This is a genomic window from Thermoanaerobacterium aotearoense (genome assembly GCF_009905255.1).
GTDB classification, from domain to species: domain Bacteria; phylum Bacillota; class Thermoanaerobacteria; order Thermoanaerobacterales; family Thermoanaerobacteraceae; genus Thermoanaerobacterium; species Thermoanaerobacterium aotearoense.
The window spans coordinates 945,881-964,360 of the sequence record NZ_CP047602.1; the positions used below are offsets into that span (position 1 = coordinate 945,881).

Sequence of the window (18,480 nt, forward strand, 5' to 3'; positions counted from 1 at the left end):
AGAGCTGAAAAAGGGCATAAAAATCCTGTAGATAATTGATGGCAAAAATTGAGAACTAAAACATATAAAAATTAAGCTAAACGCTTTAAACCATCAAGAGATTTAATTTTATCGATATTACCTGATTTATATGCAACAATAGCAAGTGTCAATAAAGTAATATGGCCAAAAGTATTTAAATTACTTACAGAATCAATGTTTCTAACGTATGCCCTTTCAAAATCTAAAGCTTTAAAGCGGGAATTATATCTTTCTGATTCTGTCCTTAATTTATATTTGGATTTGAAATATATAGAATTTCTATCAATTGAAGACCTGTAATCAGTAGATATAGAAGTATATTTAATGCAACCCCTGTACTTTTTGCCATTAAAGTATTTGGGATGATGGCATGGGCAAAGAGAATCATTTTTAGACTTATAGTATTTACAACGATGTTTTTGCTTAATAAAACCATCGAAATACTCTTTACCATCTTTAATCATTGGAATACCTGCATCACAGACAACATGACCATCATCAGTTAATTTATGCGTTTTAGAGCCTCTCTTATTAAGAGGAATAAAACAATGACCATGGAGGGTGTCTCTCACAAAACTATAGACTTTCTTAACATCATAGCCTTTGTCAGCAATAAAATTGACACCTTCAAGATTAAACCAATTGTTGGTTTCAGATAAAAGAGGGATTGCAGCATCAAAATCGGGGATATTAGCAGGAGTGGTTACTTCAGCAATAGGAAGACCAGACAAAGAATCAATAATAATATGGTTTTTATATCCCCAATAAAATTCAAAATTTTTATTAGAAGAATCATTAGAAGCAGTATGAACACCAAGTCTACAATCCTTGTCAGACTTAGGCTGATTATCTTTAGAGAATTTATTTTTAGAAAAACACTTAGGATTATTGAACTTAGTATTAGCCTTAATAGGAGTAGAATCCAAAGAAATAGATTCACCAGAAATAAGGCCGAAATCCTTAAGAATATTAACTTGATTCTGCATAACATAAGACAAATATTTATGATCAAAATTTTTAAGGAAACGATCAAAAGTCCAATAAGAGGGCAACTTTTTAGTAATATCAAAACCGCAGAGGTGAGCAATAATAAGATTATTATTAAGATAATCAATGAGATCAGAAATCTCACCGAATTTCTCAGCTTTCATAACAATGATGGCTCTAAAGAGGGCATGACGAGAATAACCTCTAGGGCCAAATTTAGAAGGCGGGAATTCAGGAATGGAAGACAAATCAAGATTGCTAAATAAAGAAGTATAAAAATCAATTTTAGGTTGAGAAGTAAAAAGGTCAATAATGTTTAAAACTTGTTGAAGCTGGTACATGTAGGGTTTCCTCCTTTAATGTTTAATGATGCTAATAATACAATAATTCGACATAAAAGGCAGGAAATCCTACATATCAGATAAAAAATTTTCAGGGTGATAAGAAAAAAGCATATCTTAAAAATGGCTAAAATCAAGGCTTTTGAGATATGCACAAGTCTATCAATGAATCAAGTATAGGAGGTGATTTTAATTTTAAATTAAATTTTTCTGTCAAATTAAAATTTTAGGAGGGTATTGAGATGAAAAGTAAAAAGTTGTTGTCAGTTTTAATTGTATCAGTAATGATATTTTCTGTATTTTTATCTGGGTGTGGCAGTGCTAAAAACTCTAAATCAGCAGAGAACAGTTCTAATAGCAGTTCGAATGTAAACGAAAGTCAGTCTTCAGAAACTGTCACAATTACTTTTTGGCATACATTTAGTGATAAAGAAGATAAATTGCTGAAAGAACAGATTATACCTTATTTTGAAAAGAAATATCCTAATATAAAAGTTGATGCTAAAAGAATGCCTTCAACTGATACCTTAAGACAGCAGGTAATAACAGCGGTTTCGGGTAATGCTGTTCCAGACGTTATGAGAATGGATATTGTATGGGTATCTGGATTTGCTAAACTTGGGGCACTTCAGGAAGTTGATAATTTAGACGGCTTTGATGAAATTAAGAATAATTCATTTGCAGGTCCTCTAGCGACAAATTACTATAATGGTCATTATTATGGCATACCACAGGATACTAATACCAAAATTGCTTTGTATAACAAGACACTGCTTCAACAATTAGGATTGAATGAGCCGCCAAAGACTTTTGATGATTTGGTTTCAGCAGCAGAAAAATTAAAATCAAAAGATAAATGGGGTATTGGCATTGGCGGTACAAGTACATGGGGAATGGCACCATATTTCCTGTCACTTGGTGGTAAGGTTACAGATGATAAATATACAAAGGCGACTGGGTACTTAAATAGTCCAGAAAGTGTAGCTGCATTACAGAAACTACTTGATTTATATAATAAAGGATTGATCGCCCCAACAATAATCGGTGGTAAACCTGATTCTTGGGGTGGCATGAAAGGCAACAATTATTTAATGATTGATGATGGCCCGTGGTATTATAGTATACAAGGCGATTCTGTAAAAAACACGACAGTACCGGCTTTGTTTCCACAAGGTTCTGCTGGTAGTATTTCTGTAGTTGGTGGTGAGGATCTAGTTTTGTTTAAAGGTAGCAAACATCCAAAGGAAGCTTGGACTTTTATGAAATATATGTTTTCAGAAACACCACAAAAGATTTTGGCTAAGCAGGCATATCTAATACCTACTAACAAGGTCGTTGCAAATTCTGAAGAAATAAGTTCTGATCCTATTTTAAAATTATATGTGCAGCAAATGGAGAGTGCATGGCCTCGTACGCCAAGCCCAAATTGGGATAAAATAGATAAATCATTAAGTTTGGCTTTTGAAAAAGTATTTAGGCATGTAGCAACACCACAAAAAGCTTTGGACGATGCTGCGAGAGAAATTGATGTTTATTTAAAAAATAATTAATTGGTAAAGTATAGGGATTATGCTAGTGACATGATCCCTATACTAGGAGGTGAAATTGATTGTTATCTCAAAATGTTTCATTTAGAAATAAAAATCTTAGTCGTGGAATAAAGGAATGGTTGGATGTATTACCGTTCATAGGTATAGGATTTATTTTATTGGCTGTTTTTGTTATCTATCCACAAATTAAAAATATATATATGGCATTTACAAATTATAATATAATGCCAGGTCAAGTTAGCCCATGGGTTGGATTATTGAATTTTATAAAAATATTTCACGATGATAATTTTTTATTAGCATTTAGAAATACCATTCTTTACGGTATTGTTACTGTTCCTTGTCAAATGATTATTGGTCTTGTAATTGCCGTATTAATTAATAATTTGACTAGAGGAAAAGTGTTTTATAGGGTTATGATATATATTCCTGTAATTACGTCTTGGGTTGTGGTTTCATTAATATTTAAATATTTGTTTACGGACGGCAAGGAAGGACTGATGAATTTTTTATTGCTTAAACTGCATTTAATTGGAAGCCCTATTATGTGGTTAGAAAATACTTGGACCGCAAACTTAGTAATATGGTTATTAGGTGTTTGGAAAGGAATCGGTTGGGTTATGGTTATATACTATGCTGCACTTCAAGGCATATCAAATGATATATATGAAGCAGCAAAAATTGATGGTGCAAATCCAATTCAAGTGTTTTTTAATATTACAGTACCGTTAATAAAACCTACTACTTTTTATATTTTGATTAATCTTATTATTGGTGCTTTTGGTGTATTTATACAAGTAATGCTGATTACAGGCGGAGGACCGCTTGGAACAACCGATGTTCTGCTAAACTATATGTATAAAGCTGCATTTAGTGATTTCAACTTTGGATATGCATCTGCAATGAGCGTTATAATCGGCATAGTAATTTTAACATTGTCATTATTTCAAAAAAGGATTATGAGGTATAGCGAAGATAATCCTTATTAGAGGTGAGATTTATGAAAAAGATTAATTTTCCACAGTTATTTTTGCATATTTTCTTATTAATATGTGTAGCTGCTATGATAGTGCCTTTCTTATATATGATTTCAACTGCGCTGACAAAAGATACTTATATTATGCCGTATCCGCCTATATTAATTCCAAAGACATTTTATACGGGGAATTTTAAAGAAGCATGGCTATCTAATAATTTTTTCAGATATTTTTTAAACAGTTTATATATATCATTAATTAGCACAGTATTGTCGCTATTTATAGCTACACTATCAGCTTACGGCTTTGCAAGATTTAGTTTTCCAGGGAAAGAAATGCTATTTAATGTATATCTGTTTACAATGATGGTTCCAGGAGTTTTAAATATTGTGGCACAGTATACCGTAATCAATGGATTGCATCTTGTTGACACATATTCTGGGCTACTACTGCTGTACGTAGGTACGGGGATCGCCGGAAATACTTTCTTTCTTAGAGGTTTCTTTGAAAGCATTCCTAAGGAGTTAGAAGAATCAATAATAATTGATGGCGGAACGAGATGGACCATATACAGGCATGTTATATTGCCTCTCTCAAAACCGGCGCTGGCGACATTTGCAATTTTTGCTTTTGAAGGAACATGGGATGAATTTTTTGTTGCACTGACGTTTATAAAAACAGAAATAAAGCGCACATTGCCGATTGCGATTATGCTATTTCAGGGAGAATTTGCAACAAAATGGGGGCTTGTCTTTGCTGCATCATTAATTGCAGTTGTTCCAGTTATATTAATATTTGTTGTGTTCCAAAAGTATTTTATAAGAGGCGGCATTCAAGAAGGTGCAATAAAAGGTTAATCAAGTATTAGAAATTAAGTATTTGTAGCAATAAATTTTCAATTAAAAATGAAATATATGGAGGGGTTGAAGTGATAGAATTGCTAAATAAAAGTGTTGAAATAATCAAAGATAACCAATCGGAATATGGTTCGTTTATAGCATCGCCGTACTTTCCAACATATCATTATAGCTGGCTTAGGGATGGAAGCTTTATTGCATATTCTATGGATTTAATGGGTGAATATGAATCATCTGAAAAGTTTTATCATTGGATAGATACTGTAATAAAAAGATATGGTTATAAAGTAGAGAATATTAAGGAAAAGGTTAAAGATGGCAAGAGGCTTGTGACGGGAGATTTTCTACACGCAAGGTATACTTTAGATGGATATGAGGAAACTGAACAAGGCTGGGGAAATTTTCAGCTTGATGGATATGGGACTTGGCTTTGGGGATTGTCTGAACATATAAAATTGACAGGTAAAGAAGAACTTATATATAACTTTAAAGAAAGCATTGAATTGACAATAGAATATTTAAGTCATTTATGGAATTATCCAAACTACGACGTATGGGAAGAGAATGGCGACAAAATCCATACATCTACACTTGCATGTATATATGGCGGCATTAAATCTATTAATGAATTTTTGCATGATAAAAAATTGTTAACATTGTGTAATGAAATAAAGTCTTTCATACTTACTAATTGTGTAAGTGATGGGCATTTTGTTAAGTATATTGGAAGCAAGGATGTAGATGCTAGTTTGGCATGGATTCTGGTGCCTTTTGAAGTGGTTGAAATTAATGATGAAATTTTTATTAATACTGTAAAAAAAATAGAAAAGGAGCTTTTTCACAACGGAGGTTTACACCGATTTAAAGATGATACTTATTATGGTGGTGGAGAATGGATACTGCTTTCTGCATGGCTTGGATGGTATTATGCTAAAGTAGGGGAAATAGACGATGCTAAAAATATTAAAAAGTGGATAGAAAATCAGATGGATGACAATGGATATTTGCCAGAGCAGGTTTGCTTTCATGTCAACGATGATAGATATTACCCTTATTGGGTAAAAAAATGGGGTGAAGTAGCAAAACCATTGTTATGGTCTCATGCAATGTATATAGTTTTAATAAAAATGATTGAGGAGGTTTAAAAAGATGTTGATTAAAGATGTATATCCTTCTAAAGCACAATATTTGAATGGAGAAAATATAAAAATAATTGTGGAACTTAGCAATAAAGAATTTAAAAGTAAAAGTGGATATATTATTAGATGTGATATTTTCCATTTAAATGATAGAATATTGCAGTTTGAAAGTGATCTTAAAAATGAGGAACTTAAAGAATTTGAATTTAATATCAAATGTGATAATGAATCTATGGCAGGCTTCGGCGTCAATGTGTCTTTATTCAACGGTAATGAATTGATAGAAGGTGCGACGACTTCATTTGATGTAGTCAAAAATTTAATGTATGCGCCAAGATACGGATTCATTTCAGATTTTTTTGAAAGCGATAAAGATGATTACAACGATTTAAAAGAACTTAACAAATTTCATATAAATTTAATTCAGTTTTATGATTGGATGTATAGGCATCATGAGTTGATACCGCCGACTGAAAAGTTTAAAGATCCACTTGGAAGAGATTTATCTATAAATGTTGTTAAACAAAAAATTGAATTAGCTCATGAATATGGAATGAAGGCAATGGCATATGGTGCAGTATACGGATCTGAGTCGGAATTTTTTGAAAAGCATAAAGATTGGGCCCTTCTAAATAATAATGATGAGTATTATGAATTTGCCAATTTTATATATATAATGGATATTTCAAAAGAATGCGAATGGCATCAGCATATAATTAAAGAGTTTTTTAATGCAATTAAATTTGGATTTGATGGTATTCACATGGATCAATATGGATTTCCTAAAGAAGCAGTGAGTGTGAAAGATGGATTGAAAAGATTAAGACGGTTAAAAGATGATTTTCCTGAACTAATTAATGATGCGAAAAGTTATATAGAAAATAATGGATACGATGTTGAGTTAATATTTAATGCTGTAAATAATTGGCCTATTGATTCAGTGATAGATTCAAAGCAGGACGCGGTATACATAGAAGTATGGCCACCTAATGATACCTATCAAGACTTGTACAACCTGATTGCAAATGTGAAAAAACGCGGCACCACAAAGCAGGTGATATTAGCTGCGTATATGAAGCCATTTTCAAAATCTGAAAATACAAACATAGAATATGCCGAGAATGCTACAATATTGACTATGGCTTCCATATTTGCTTCTGGCGGGTTTCACCTTTTGCTGGGAGAAGAGAATGGCATTTTGACGGAAGGGTATTATCCTAATTATTTTAAGATTTCTGATAAGCGGTTTATTTGCGAACTAAGAAATTATTACGATTTTATAGTCAGGTATGAAGAACTTCTCTATGGATTTGACATAATTGATGATACAATGACATATACAGGTGGGATAAATGAAGAATATGTTTTTAAAGGAGCTAAATTTTCACCTATTGCAAAAGTAGATAGTGTTTGGACAATAATAAAAGAGAAACCAGGCTATAAAATAATTAACTTTATCAATTTTACTGGTATAAAAAATATGAATTGGAATGAAGGAAAAGAAAAGAGGCCGAACTTATTGAGAGATATTGAAGTAGTGGCCCTTGTAGTTGAAGATGTAAAAGAAGTATTTGTTGCATCACCAGAAATAAATCATGGTCATCCTCAGAAGATTTCGTATGAATATGTCACACATGAACAAGGAAGGGCCATAAGATTTATAATACCAGAGCTTTATATCTGGGATTTGGTATATATAACCGTGGAAGTATGAAAATTATGTTATAGGTTTTTGTAAATCTGCAATTTCTTTTTTTTGAATAAAAAGAGGCTTTGTATTATGACTTATTTAGTCAGTTATGCAACAGCCTTTTTTATTTTGATAAGTACTGAAGTCATAGAATAGGATAAAAAAGTCAAATTGTTGCTAAGTTATTAAAAAAATTTTTCTTTTTTAATAAAAATTAAGGAGGAATTTTTCAAAATGTGTCGAATATATTTATATTAAGAAAAAGAAAAGAGGAGATGCCAATGAAGGTATTAGATGATATAAAAAATGGACTAATAGTTTCATGTCAAGCACTTAGTAATGAGCCGCTTTACAGCCCGTTTATAATGGCAAAGATGGCTAAAGCTGCAGAAGTGGGAGGAGCTGTAGCTATTAGGGCCAATGGTTATGAAGATATAAAAGCTATAAGGAGAGAAGTGAAACTTCCTATTATAGGTCTTATTAAAAAAAATTATGAAGGATACAAGCCATATATAACACCTACTATAGAAGAAGTAAGTGCTGTTGTTAAAGCTGGCGCGGATATTGTCGCAATTGATGCGACTAAGTTGATTAAGCCAGGAGATATTTCAACAAAGGATCTTTTGAGAGAAATTAAAAAATTATATCCAAACATTTTGGTAATGGCTGATATATCTACTTATAACGAAGGAATTGAAGCGGAAAATTTAGGATTTGACATTGTATCTACAACACTTTCCGGATATACAGATTATAGCCCTAAAATTGATGGACCAGACTTTGAATTAATTGAAAGATTGTCAAAAGTATTAAAGGTTCCACTTATTGCTGAGGGAAGGATATGGACGCCTGAAGAAGCCATTAAAGCTTTAGAACTTGGTGCGTATGCAGTAGTAGTAGGTACTGCAATAACAAGACCTCAAGAGATAACAAGGCGTTTTGCTGAATCAATAAGAAAGGCGGTAAAATATGCAGGAGCAAAATAGTGTTGTATTAAAAATTAGAAGTGTATATAATTCATTGACAAATGCTGAAAAAAAAGTAGCTGACTATGTTCTTGAGAACTCGGAAGAAGTGCTTTATTCTTCAATAACAGAACTCGCAGAAAAAATTAATGTAGGTGAAACAACAATAATAAGATTCTGCAGGCATATTGGATTAACTGGCTTTCAGGATTTCAAATTAAATATTGCGAAAGAGACAACGAGCCCAGAAACAAGCATACACGAGAATATAACTTTTAGTGATACAATTGATGTACTTTTACAAAAAATAACTACAGAGAATACAATGGCTATTTCAAATACGACAAAAATGTTGTTAGTCAGTGAACTTGAGAAGGCTGTCGAAGAAATCATAAAGGCGAATAAGATAGAGATATATGGTGTTGGCGCATCTGGCTATACTGTACTTGATGCAAAGTATAAATTTATGAGGCTTGGCTTAAACGTTGATGCTAATTTAGATCCACATATACAGGCCATATCAGCGGTTAACCTTAAGGAAGGTGATGTAGCAATTGGAATATCTTTTTCAGGTAGTACAAAAGATACTGTAGAAACATGTAAGTTAGCTAAAGAAGCTGGAGCAAAAGTTATTTGCATTACAAATTATGCAAGATCGCCTATTACTGCAGTAGCGGATATAGTATTGCTAACATCTGCAAAAGAAACGCCATTAAGAAGTGGTGCTTTAACTTCTAAAATAGCTCAGCTTCATATACTTGATATTTTATATACGTGTATAGCAGTGAAAATGAAAGATAAAGCAGTTCAAAATCTAAACAAAACTGCTAAAGCAGTTTTAGATAAATTGTATTGATTTAAGGTGTTTATGAAATGAAAAAAGTTATTGGTATAGATATTGGTGGTACAAAAATTTTAGGTGGGGTTATTGGTTCAAATGGAGATTTAATTAAATTTAAAGAGACTTCAACAGATGCTAATTTAGGCAGAGATCACATATTGAAAAAATTATTCAGTGTATTAGATGATTTATTTGATACTGATATAGAAGGAATTGGCATTGGTTCAGCCGGTAGAATTAATTTTAATACAGGTGAAGTTATTTATGCTACGGATAATTTACCAGGTTGGACTGGCATAAATTTAAAAGAAATTATTTCTCAAAAATATAAGACAAAAACAATAGTTGAAAATGATGTTAATGCGGCAATTATTGGTGAAAATTGGCTAGGCTCTGCTAAAAGTTTTAAAGACGTTTTAATGATAACTTTAGGGACAGGTGTTGGGGGTGCAATAATACTAGATGGTAAATTGATAAGAGGAAGTCATTTCAGCGCAGCGGAAATTGGCCATACTATTTTGTATCCTGGTGGCAAAAGATGCAACTGTGGGCAAAATGGTTGCGTTGAACAATATATATCGGGTACTGCAATATATAAAAGATACAATGAAATAGTGGGTTCTAATTTGGTGAGTAGTGCGAAAGATGTTTTCAATTTGTATATGAAAAACGATAAAATATCAAAGTTAGTTGTGGATGAATTTGTAAAATCGCTCTCATTATTAATTTTTAACATAAGAAATTTTATTGATCCTGAAATAATCATTCTCGGAGGTGGTGTAACAAATTCAAAAGATCTGTGGTGGGAATATTTAAAATCGCAAATAAAATGTGATTTAAATATTTCTATCGCAGGACTTAATAACTTTTCGACAGTCTATGGTGCCGCAAAATTAATTTTAAATGAGGGGGTTGTTTAAAATGATTAGAAGTAAGATGTTGAAAACAGTAAGTATGTTGCTGGTGCTAGTGATGATTATAACAGCATTTACTGCATGTGGAAACAGTTCATCAAAGTCCAATTCAAATAATGCTAAGACTTCCAGTAATACTGCTGAAAAAATAACATTACAATTTTGGACTATATCCTTAAGGCCAAAGTTTGATAACTACTTTAATGATTTATTCGCTAAGTATAAAAAACTTCATCCTAATGTAGAGATTAAATGGACAGATTTACCATATGACGCAATTCAAAATAAGTTAGTGGCATCAACTGCAGGCAATGATGTACCAGATGTTGTCAACTTAAATACAGATATGGCATTGCAGTTAGCAGCAAAAGGAGCCTTGGTTGATTTAAATAAAGAAGCAACGGATGAACAAAAAAGTATATATATAAAAACATTATGGGAATCAACAAAAATAAAGGATGGGATATATGCTTTCCCATGGTATGGTGCACCTTCAGTTATGATTTATAATAAAGCGCTGTTTGAAAAAGCAGGAATGAATCCACCAAAGACATATGATGATGTATTCCAAATGGCGAAAGAATTTAAAGATAAGACTGGAGCTTATTTATATGTTCCAGACTATTTCCACAATGAGGCATACTGGGGGTATGATATAAATATACTTAACGAAAACAAGACAAAAGCTGCTTTTAATACACCTGATACATTAGCATTGTTGGAGAAATTTAAAGAATATTATCAGAATGATATTTTCCCGTTAGATGCAGAAGGTAACTGGACAAAAATGCTACAACTTTATTCAACTGGGAAACTTGGGCTTATAAATTCTGGAGCACAATCTTTGTCGCGTATAAAAGATGAGGCACCGGATATTTACAAAAATACAGATATTACGCAACCATTGGTAGGTAAAAGTGGAGTTATAGACAATCCAATAATGGATTTAGTAGTAATGCAAAAAAGCCAACATCATAAAGAGGCGATTGATTTTGCAAACTTCGTAACTAATGATGAAAATCAGCTTGAATTTGCAAAGGAAGCAAAAGTTTTTCCGTCGACAATAAAAGCATCACAAGATTCTTACTTCAAATCTGATACATCAACTCTAGAAGGCAAAGCGATATCTATTGCGGCAGATTTTCTAAGTAAATCAACTGATAAAACATTAGGTGTGCCTAATAGCGGTGACATAACATCAGAAATAATAAAAGAAACTGATGAAGCATTTCATGGACAAAAGACGCCTAAACAAGCACTTGATGATGCTGAAAAGAATGTAAATCAAATGTTATCAGGCCAGCAGTAGTAGTAATAATTTTGAGCAAGGCTTTTTAAGCCTTGCTCCATAAGGGGTTTTAAAAATGGAGAATAAGTTAAAGAAATCGCTAATAGCTTATTTATTTATTCTACCAGTTATGATTTTTCTTGTGATTTTCGTTTTTTATCCAATTGTGGCAAGTATACCATTAGCATTTTATGATTATTCTGTTGTTGGACAATCAAAATTTGTTGGGCTGGCTAATTTCTCAAGAGCTATACATGACCATGAGTTTTGGGTTTCAGTAGAAAATTCAATATTATTTGTTGGAGTTGTTCCACCACTTCAGCTATTGTCAATCTTATTAGCTATATTTGTAAATAGAAAGATAAAAGGTATATCATTTTTTAGAGTTTTATACTATATACCTGTTGTTACTTCTATGGTTGCGGTTTCAATTACATGGGGTTGGATCTTTGATCCACAAGGATTACTTAATACATTTATGATTAATCATGGTATTTTTAGTAAGCCCATATCTTTTTTAAATGATCCTAGATTTGCCCTATCATCATTAATGTTTATTACACTGTGGCAAGGACTTGGATATTATATGATGATATACCTTGCAGGGCTTCAATCGATTCCTAAAGAATTAGAAGAATCAGCTTATGTTGATGGAGCTACAAGAACTCAAGCGTTATACAAAATTACTATTCCGCTATTAAAGCCATATATATGGTTATGTACATTTATGAGCATTTTATCTGCAGTCAGAGTATTTGATGTTGTATATGTGTTAACAAATGGGGGGCCGGGAGACGCAACTATGGTAACGAGTGTTTATCAATTTCAGAAAGCATTTACGGATTTTAACTTCGGTTATGCGTCGGCGATAGGCTTGTTAGTCGCTATTTTGACAACGGCATTGAGTATATTGGTATTCATATATGGCGGTAGAAAAGGAGGAATGAGCTATTATTAATATGGAAACATTAAATAAAAAATCGGTAGATTATAAAAGAGTAAAAGCTATAAAAAAGATATTTTCATTAGTAATAACCTATTTAATATTGATAATAATAGCAATATTTTTGGCAGGACCTTTTATTTGGCTTGTATCTTCATCATTTAAAACGGGTCAAAATATTTATACAATGGATTTAATTCCACATCCATTTACATTGGCTAATTATATAGGTGTGATTAATTTTATATCAATACCTAAATATATTTTGAACACAGTAATAATAACAGTTTCAGGAATAGTGCTTGATGTTGTACTAGCTTCACTTGCGGCATATCCTTTGGCTTGTATGGATTTTTATGGCAAAAATTTAATATTCTCTGCATTAATTAGTACCATGATTTTGCCGGCTGCTGCAGGGCTAATTGTTAATTACCTGACTATATCAAAAATGGGCTTACTTGATACTTTAACTGGTGTTATTATCCCAGGTGCGGTATCTGTTTTTAGCATAATACTTTTAAGGCAATCTTATCTAACTGTACCAAGGGAATTAATTGATGCTGCGAAAATAGATGGTGCATCAGAATTTAAGATATGGTATAAGATAATGCTTCCGGAAGTTATGCCAGCAATCTCTACGATTGTAATATTTGACTTTATAGGTCTGTGGAATTCATTTTTGTGGCCTATAGTTGTGTTACAAGATCCGAATAAATATCCTTTAGCAACAGCTCTAAAATATTTGTCTGGCCAGTTTAATTATAAATTTGGCTATGTAGCTGCAGGAACAGTATTATCCATAATTCCAGTTATAATAGTATTTCTAGCTTTTCAGAAGTATTTCATTAATGCTGTTGCCGGTGCTATAAAAGGTTAGGAGGAGTAAGTTTGTATAAAGATTATTATCTATGGATAGAAATTCATGCTAACAAGAATATAATTCTCGACAATAAATACTTCGAGAAAATACTTGATAAATGTGTTAAATATGGAATTGGTTCTATTGTACTAAGCGTTAAAGATCCATCAAGTTTTTGCATATACAAAAGTGAAATAGCACCACATTATAGTTGTTATGATTCAGAATTTGAAAATGATAAAGATTATCTTGAATTATATATAAAACAAGCACATGATAGAAATTTAAGGATATATGCCGCTGTAGATGTCTTCTCGGAAGGAAATAAGGAAAATAAAAGCAATTTGTCAAAAGGCTATGAACACCCATATTGGCAAACATATCTATATGGAATTAATAATGAAGGTAAATCGTCCATAAAACCAATTACGGATATAGATGGATTAAAAACATTTGATTCTATTGACGACTTTTCTGACGTTTTTGTCAATCCCGTAAGAGAAGATGTACAACAGTATGAGGAAAGCGTGATAAATGAATTGATCAATAATTATGATATTGATGGTATTGTGCTTGACAGAGTCAGATTCATAGGACTTGCAGCAGATTTTAGCGAATATACTAAAGATAAATTTGAGGAGTTTATAGGAAAAAAAGCGTACAATTGGCCTACAGATATTTATGAACTTAAGGTAGATGATAATGGTGATAAACAAGTTATCTATGGTGATCTTTTTGGGGATTGGATAACTTTTAAGGCATCAAACATCAAAAAATTCATTATAAGAGTTAGAGAAACAATAAACAAATCAAATAAAAAAATTGAATTTATAGATTATGCAGGATCGTGGTATCCAATTTATTATCAGGTTGGAGCAAATTGGGCTAGTGAGAAGTATATACCAGAAGATTATCCGTGGGTAGGAAAAGAGTATTCAAAAACTGGTTATGCTGAATGTCTGGATAAACTGATGTCTGGATTTTATTATCCTGATGTAACAATAGATGAGGCGATTAAAAATGGTAAACCTGCATATTGGTACAGCGTGGAAGGCTCTGGCATAATGGCAAATAAAGTAACAATGAATGTGGTACCTATCATTGGAAGCCTTTTTGTGAAACAGTATGAAGGCAATCCAGAGAATTTTAAAAAAGCAATTGATATGTGTTTTAAGAAATCACAAGGCTGTATGTTGTTTGATCTAAGCTATATTGAAGATTATAATTGGTGGAGATTACTAATTGATTAAGGATGTGTCATAATGGATTATTATATATATAAAAATAATAAAATACCGATTTTAGATGATAAATATGATGTCATAATTGTTGGAGGAGGTACAGCAGGCTCTATAGCTGCAATTGCATCTGCTAGAGAAGGAGCCAAGACATTAATAATAGAAAAATATGGATTCCTTGGTGGATCATCAACTGCCGCTCAGGTTACACCAATGATGCATGTTAATATAAGTGGTAACCCTGCTTCATCTATAGATAAAGAGATTCGTAGAAGGCTTATAAATTATGGATATGGTGCAAAAGATTCAAGTGGAAACGACGGATGGTTTAATCCGGAAATGATGAAATTTGTTCTTGAGGAAATGTTATTAGAGTATAATGGTTTAATTTTGTATGATACTTTCTTTTTAGGCAGTATAGTAGAAGACTATACGATAAAAGGTGTATTAGTTCATAATAAATCAGGGATAAGTGCAATTTTTGGAAAGGTTGTTATTGATTGTACTGGTGACGCTGATGTAGCATTTTCTGCGGGAGTACCATGCTTTATTGGCGATGAAAGAACAAGCAAGAATCAGGCAATTTCTTTAAGATTTATGGTTGGAAATATTGATCTTATAAAATTACAGTCATTTCTTAGAGATCTTGGCCAAAATTGGGGATTGGACTACCCGCTTATTGAAACTGCAATGGTATGGAATAGTAATTTTCCACTTGAAAGTATTTTTAAAAAAGGTCTTGATGACAAGATTATTAATTATGAAGATGGAGTTTATTTCCAAGCGTTTTCGATACCAGGAATGTCCGGTGTAATGTCATTTAATTGTCCAGAGATACCGGCTATAAAGGATGTACTTAATGCAAAAGAAATATCTTATTCATATCAAAAAGGCAGAGAAATGATACAAAGACTTTATAAGTTTTTAAAAAAATATATACCAGGCTTTGAAGAAAGTTATATATTATCTGTTGCTCCTATGATTGGGATTAGAGAATCGAGAAGAATAAAAGGAAAGTATATTTTAAACATTGATGATTATAATAATAGATCAAAATTCAATGATGCAATTGCGAAAACGGCGTATCCAGTCGATGTGCACGGTATGAAAACCGAACTTAAGATTCTGCCTATAGAAAATAATGAATATTTTGAAATACCATTTAGATGTCTTATTCCACTAAATATAGAAGGATTATTAGTTGCTGGAAGATGTATATCTTCAACTTTCATAGCGCAATCATCAATAAGAATACAGCCAACGTGTAGAGCAACTGGTGAAGCCGCAGGCATTGCTGCTGCATATAGTATTCAAAAAGGCATAAAGGTCAGCAAGATAGACGGGTGTGAAATTAGAAAAATTATGCGTGATTATGGCTATGATATATAAATTTCAAATTTGAGAGGTAATATATTATGTTCGAAAATATAACAAAACAAGATATTGATGGGATAATAAAATTATGGGAATATAATTTTGATAAAAAATATCATATAGATAGAAACAGATTCATAAAAAATGTCTTTGATGATGTTGATTTTTATAATGATGGTTCATTTATTTTAAAAATCGACAACAATGTTGTTGGGCTCATAATAGTAAAATTAAATAATAGAAAAATTGAGGAGTATGAAAATTGTGCATGGTTGAATATGTTGCTAGTTGACGAAAAATTTAGGTATCATGGTTATGGAATGTCACTTTATAAACTCTCAGAAAAAAAGCTGATAAATTTGGGAGTTAGAAAAATCTTACTTGGTGGTGATATAAATAATTTCTTTTCTGGAATTCCTGAACCATCTCATGAAGTAGAGCGATTTTTTAAAGATTTGGGCTTTCAGTTAAATGAACCACATTATGATTTAATGGCGGATGTTTCGAAACTAGATTTTAGTAAACTTAATGTTAAGATAAATATGGATAGCAGTTATATAGTAAAAGAATTTCGATTAAATGAAATTAATGCTCTTAATGAATTTTTTGACAAGAATTTTCCTGGCAGATGGAAGCATGAAATCAATAATTATATCGAAAATGATGGCGATTTCCGAAATATAATATTAATGTGGTGCGACAGAAGTGTTATAGGATTTTGTAAGATAAATGTGGATGCAGATGGTAATGGATCGCTTGGGCCAATAGGCATTGATATAGATTATAGAGGTAAAAAACTAGGAAATAAATTATTACTTGAATCGCTTAATCTATTGAAAATGAGGGGAACGAGAAATGTTGTTATAGATTGGACAATTCTTAAAGAGTTTTATGGACAATTTGGATTTAGGCCGTATAAATTTTATAGGAGTGGATTTAAAGAACTGGGGGATAATAAATGAATAAAAAAGTAATGTATATTCCGCTTGATGAAAGGCCTTGCAATTATATTTATCCTAAAATGATAATGGATATAAGCGATATAGAAATGATTGAACCTCCATTAGACATACTTGGTAATAAAAAAAGTGCAGCAGATGTAGATAAACTTAAATATTGGATAATCAATAACATCAACGATGTAAGTCATCTTGTAGTGTCAGTTGATATGTTATTATATGGAGGAATTGTTCCATCTAGACTTCATAGAATAACATATAATGAGTGCATTAAGAGGCTTGAATTAATCAAAGAGTTAAAAACTATGAATAGAAACTTAAGAGTTTATGGATTTAATCTTATTATGAGATCACCATCATATAATAGTTCTGACGAAGAACCAGATTATTATGAGGATTATGGTGAGAAAATATTTCAATATGGGGTTATATCTGATAAATTAGAACTTAATGTTGCAACGGATGAAGATATAAGTGAATATAATAAAATTAAAAATCAAATTCCTATGGATGTATTAAATGATTTTTTAAACAGAAGGCGTGTAAATCACATAATAAATTTGAACGTTGTTGATCTTGTAAAAGAGGGGATAATTGATTTTTTGATTATTCCAATGGATGATTGTTCGAAGTATGGGTTTTCTGCAAGAGAGCGTAGAAAGATTATGAAATATATAAGTGACCTAGATTTGACAGATAGGGTATATTCATATCCAGGTGCAGATGAAGTAGGGTGCACACTAATCGCGAGGGTTTTTAATGAACTGAAGAATAGAAAACCAACAGTTTTTATAAGATATTCATCTGAAATAGGTTCTACATTAATTCCGAGATATGAAGATAGAAGTCTTAATGAGACAGTTAAATATCATATTATTTCGGCTGGAGGGGTAATAATAGATAGTAGCTCTGATGCTGATTTTATTTTGATGGTTAATCCACCATCAGAATTCACGTTAAGACTATCTGAAAGTTGGGATTCCATATTAAGCAAAATTGATATTATTGATCCAGAAAGAAATTTAAATGAATTTGTAGAAGCCCTCAGTTATTATATCAGTAAAGGTAAACTATGCTCTGTGGCGGATGTTGCAATGCCAAATGGCTCGGATAATCAATTAATGCAATTAATTAAGAAGTACAATTTACTAAAAAAACTTCTTTCTTATGGCGGATGGAATACATCTTCGAATACCTTAGGTACAGTTATACCACATAGTATGATTTCATCTTATTATTTTAAGAAAAATATATTTTCAAAAGACCAATTGATTGCTTCAGAAAAATTTTTATATCTTAGGTATCTTGAAGATTGGGGTTATCAACATTTTGTAAGATCTTCTGTAACAGAATTATTAGGCACTTATGGCCTTAATTATTTTACTCTAAAGGATAAAGGAAAATTAATATCTGATATTATTAAAAAGAAACTTTATGAATTTAGTGAAAAAAATTTAAATGATTTCCATTACAATTTTGATGTTTATATGCCTTGGAATAGGATGTTTGAAGTAGGGATAAAGATTGGAGGATGAAA

General features: G+C 31.8%; 16 protein-coding genes. 15 read left to right on the forward strand and 1 reads right to left on the reverse strand.

The features are described 5' to 3' along the window. Positions 1 to 71: 71 nt before the first annotated feature. On the reverse strand, positions 72 to 1,349 hold the full coding sequence (locus GSH73_RS04740) for a transposase (RefSeq protein WP_014759096.1): 1,278 nt from the start codon (positions 1,347 to 1,349) through the stop codon (positions 72 to 74). A gap of 242 nt (positions 1,350 to 1,591) precedes the next feature. On the opposite strand from GSH73_RS04740, the gene GSH73_RS04745 reads away from it, so the two are divergent. From GSH73_RS04745 to GSH73_RS04815, 15 genes are all read left to right on the forward strand, one after another. Further along, positions 1,592 to 2,899, forward strand: a complete 1,308-nt coding sequence (locus GSH73_RS04745; RefSeq protein ID WP_014759145.1) for an extracellular solute-binding protein — start codon at positions 1,592 to 1,594, stop codon at positions 2,897 to 2,899. Between the two features lie 59 nt (positions 2,900 to 2,958). Continuing rightward, positions 2,959 to 3,888, forward strand: a complete 930-nt coding sequence (locus tag GSH73_RS04750; RefSeq protein WP_014759144.1) for a carbohydrate ABC transporter permease — start codon at positions 2,959 to 2,961, stop codon at positions 3,886 to 3,888. A gap of 11 nt (positions 3,889 to 3,899) precedes the next feature. After that, complete coding sequence (locus tag GSH73_RS04755) at positions 3,900 to 4,733, forward strand: carbohydrate ABC transporter permease (RefSeq protein WP_014759143.1); 834 nt, start codon at positions 3,900 to 3,902, stop codon at positions 4,731 to 4,733. Between the two features lie 71 nt (positions 4,734 to 4,804). After that, positions 4,805 to 5,878 (forward strand): glycoside hydrolase family 15 protein, encoded by a 1,074-nt coding sequence (locus tag GSH73_RS04760; protein ID WP_014759142.1) that lies wholly within the window; start codon positions 4,805 to 4,807, stop codon positions 5,876 to 5,878. A gap of 4 nt (positions 5,879 to 5,882) precedes the next feature. Then, positions 5,883 to 7,586: a glycoside hydrolase family 66 protein gene (locus GSH73_RS04765; RefSeq protein WP_014759141.1), complete on the forward strand. Its 1,704-nt coding sequence runs from the start codon at positions 5,883 to 5,885 to the stop codon at positions 7,584 to 7,586. Positions 7,587 to 7,798: 212 nt separating this feature from the next. Next, on the forward strand, positions 7,799 to 8,548 hold the full coding sequence (locus tag GSH73_RS04770; protein WP_233432482.1) for an N-acetylmannosamine-6-phosphate 2-epimerase: 750 nt from the start codon (positions 7,799 to 7,801) through the stop codon (positions 8,546 to 8,548). Further along, on the forward strand, positions 8,532 to 9,383 hold the full coding sequence (locus GSH73_RS04775) for a MurR/RpiR family transcriptional regulator (protein WP_014759139.1): 852 nt from the start codon (positions 8,532 to 8,534) through the stop codon (positions 9,381 to 9,383). The genes GSH73_RS04770 and GSH73_RS04775 overlap by 17 nt, the downstream gene beginning before the upstream one ends. A 17-nt stretch (positions 9,384 to 9,400) precedes the next feature. Continuing rightward, complete coding sequence (locus GSH73_RS04780) at positions 9,401 to 10,288, forward strand: ROK family protein (RefSeq protein WP_014759138.1); 888 nt, start codon at positions 9,401 to 9,403, stop codon at positions 10,286 to 10,288. Position 10,289: 1 nt separating this feature from the next. After that, complete coding sequence (locus GSH73_RS04785) at positions 10,290 to 11,591, forward strand: ABC transporter substrate-binding protein (RefSeq protein ID WP_014759137.1); 1,302 nt, start codon at positions 10,290 to 10,292, stop codon at positions 11,589 to 11,591. Positions 11,592 to 11,646: 55 nt separating this feature from the next. Then, on the forward strand, positions 11,647 to 12,528 hold the full coding sequence (locus GSH73_RS04790) for a carbohydrate ABC transporter permease (RefSeq protein ID WP_014759136.1): 882 nt from the start codon (positions 11,647 to 11,649) through the stop codon (positions 12,526 to 12,528). Between the two features lies 1 nt (position 12,529). Then, positions 12,530 to 13,390 carry a carbohydrate ABC transporter permease gene (locus GSH73_RS04795; RefSeq protein ID WP_014759135.1) on the forward strand — a complete coding sequence of 287 codons (861 nt, stop codon included), beginning with the start codon at positions 12,530 to 12,532 and terminating at the stop codon, positions 13,388 to 13,390. An 11-nt stretch (positions 13,391 to 13,401) separates the two neighbouring features. Continuing rightward, on the forward strand, positions 13,402 to 14,622 hold the full coding sequence (locus GSH73_RS04800) for an alpha amylase family protein (protein WP_014759134.1): 1,221 nt from the start codon (positions 13,402 to 13,404) through the stop codon (positions 14,620 to 14,622). Between the two features lie 12 nt (positions 14,623 to 14,634). Continuing rightward, positions 14,635 to 15,999: an FAD-dependent oxidoreductase gene (locus tag GSH73_RS04805; RefSeq protein WP_014759133.1), complete on the forward strand. Its 1,365-nt coding sequence runs from the start codon at positions 14,635 to 14,637 to the stop codon at positions 15,997 to 15,999. Positions 16,000 to 16,025: 26 nt separating this feature from the next. Beyond that, a complete protein-coding gene (locus GSH73_RS04810) occupies positions 16,026 to 16,946 on the forward strand; it encodes a GNAT family N-acetyltransferase (protein WP_014759132.1) in 921 nt (306 codons plus the stop codon). After that, positions 16,943 to 18,478 carry a DUF4127 family protein gene (locus tag GSH73_RS04815; protein ID WP_014759131.1) on the forward strand — a complete coding sequence of 512 codons (1,536 nt, stop codon included), beginning with the start codon at positions 16,943 to 16,945 and terminating at the stop codon, positions 18,476 to 18,478. Before GSH73_RS04810 ends, GSH73_RS04815 begins: the two co-directional genes overlap by 4 nt. Positions 18,479 to 18,480: the final 2 nt, after the last annotated feature.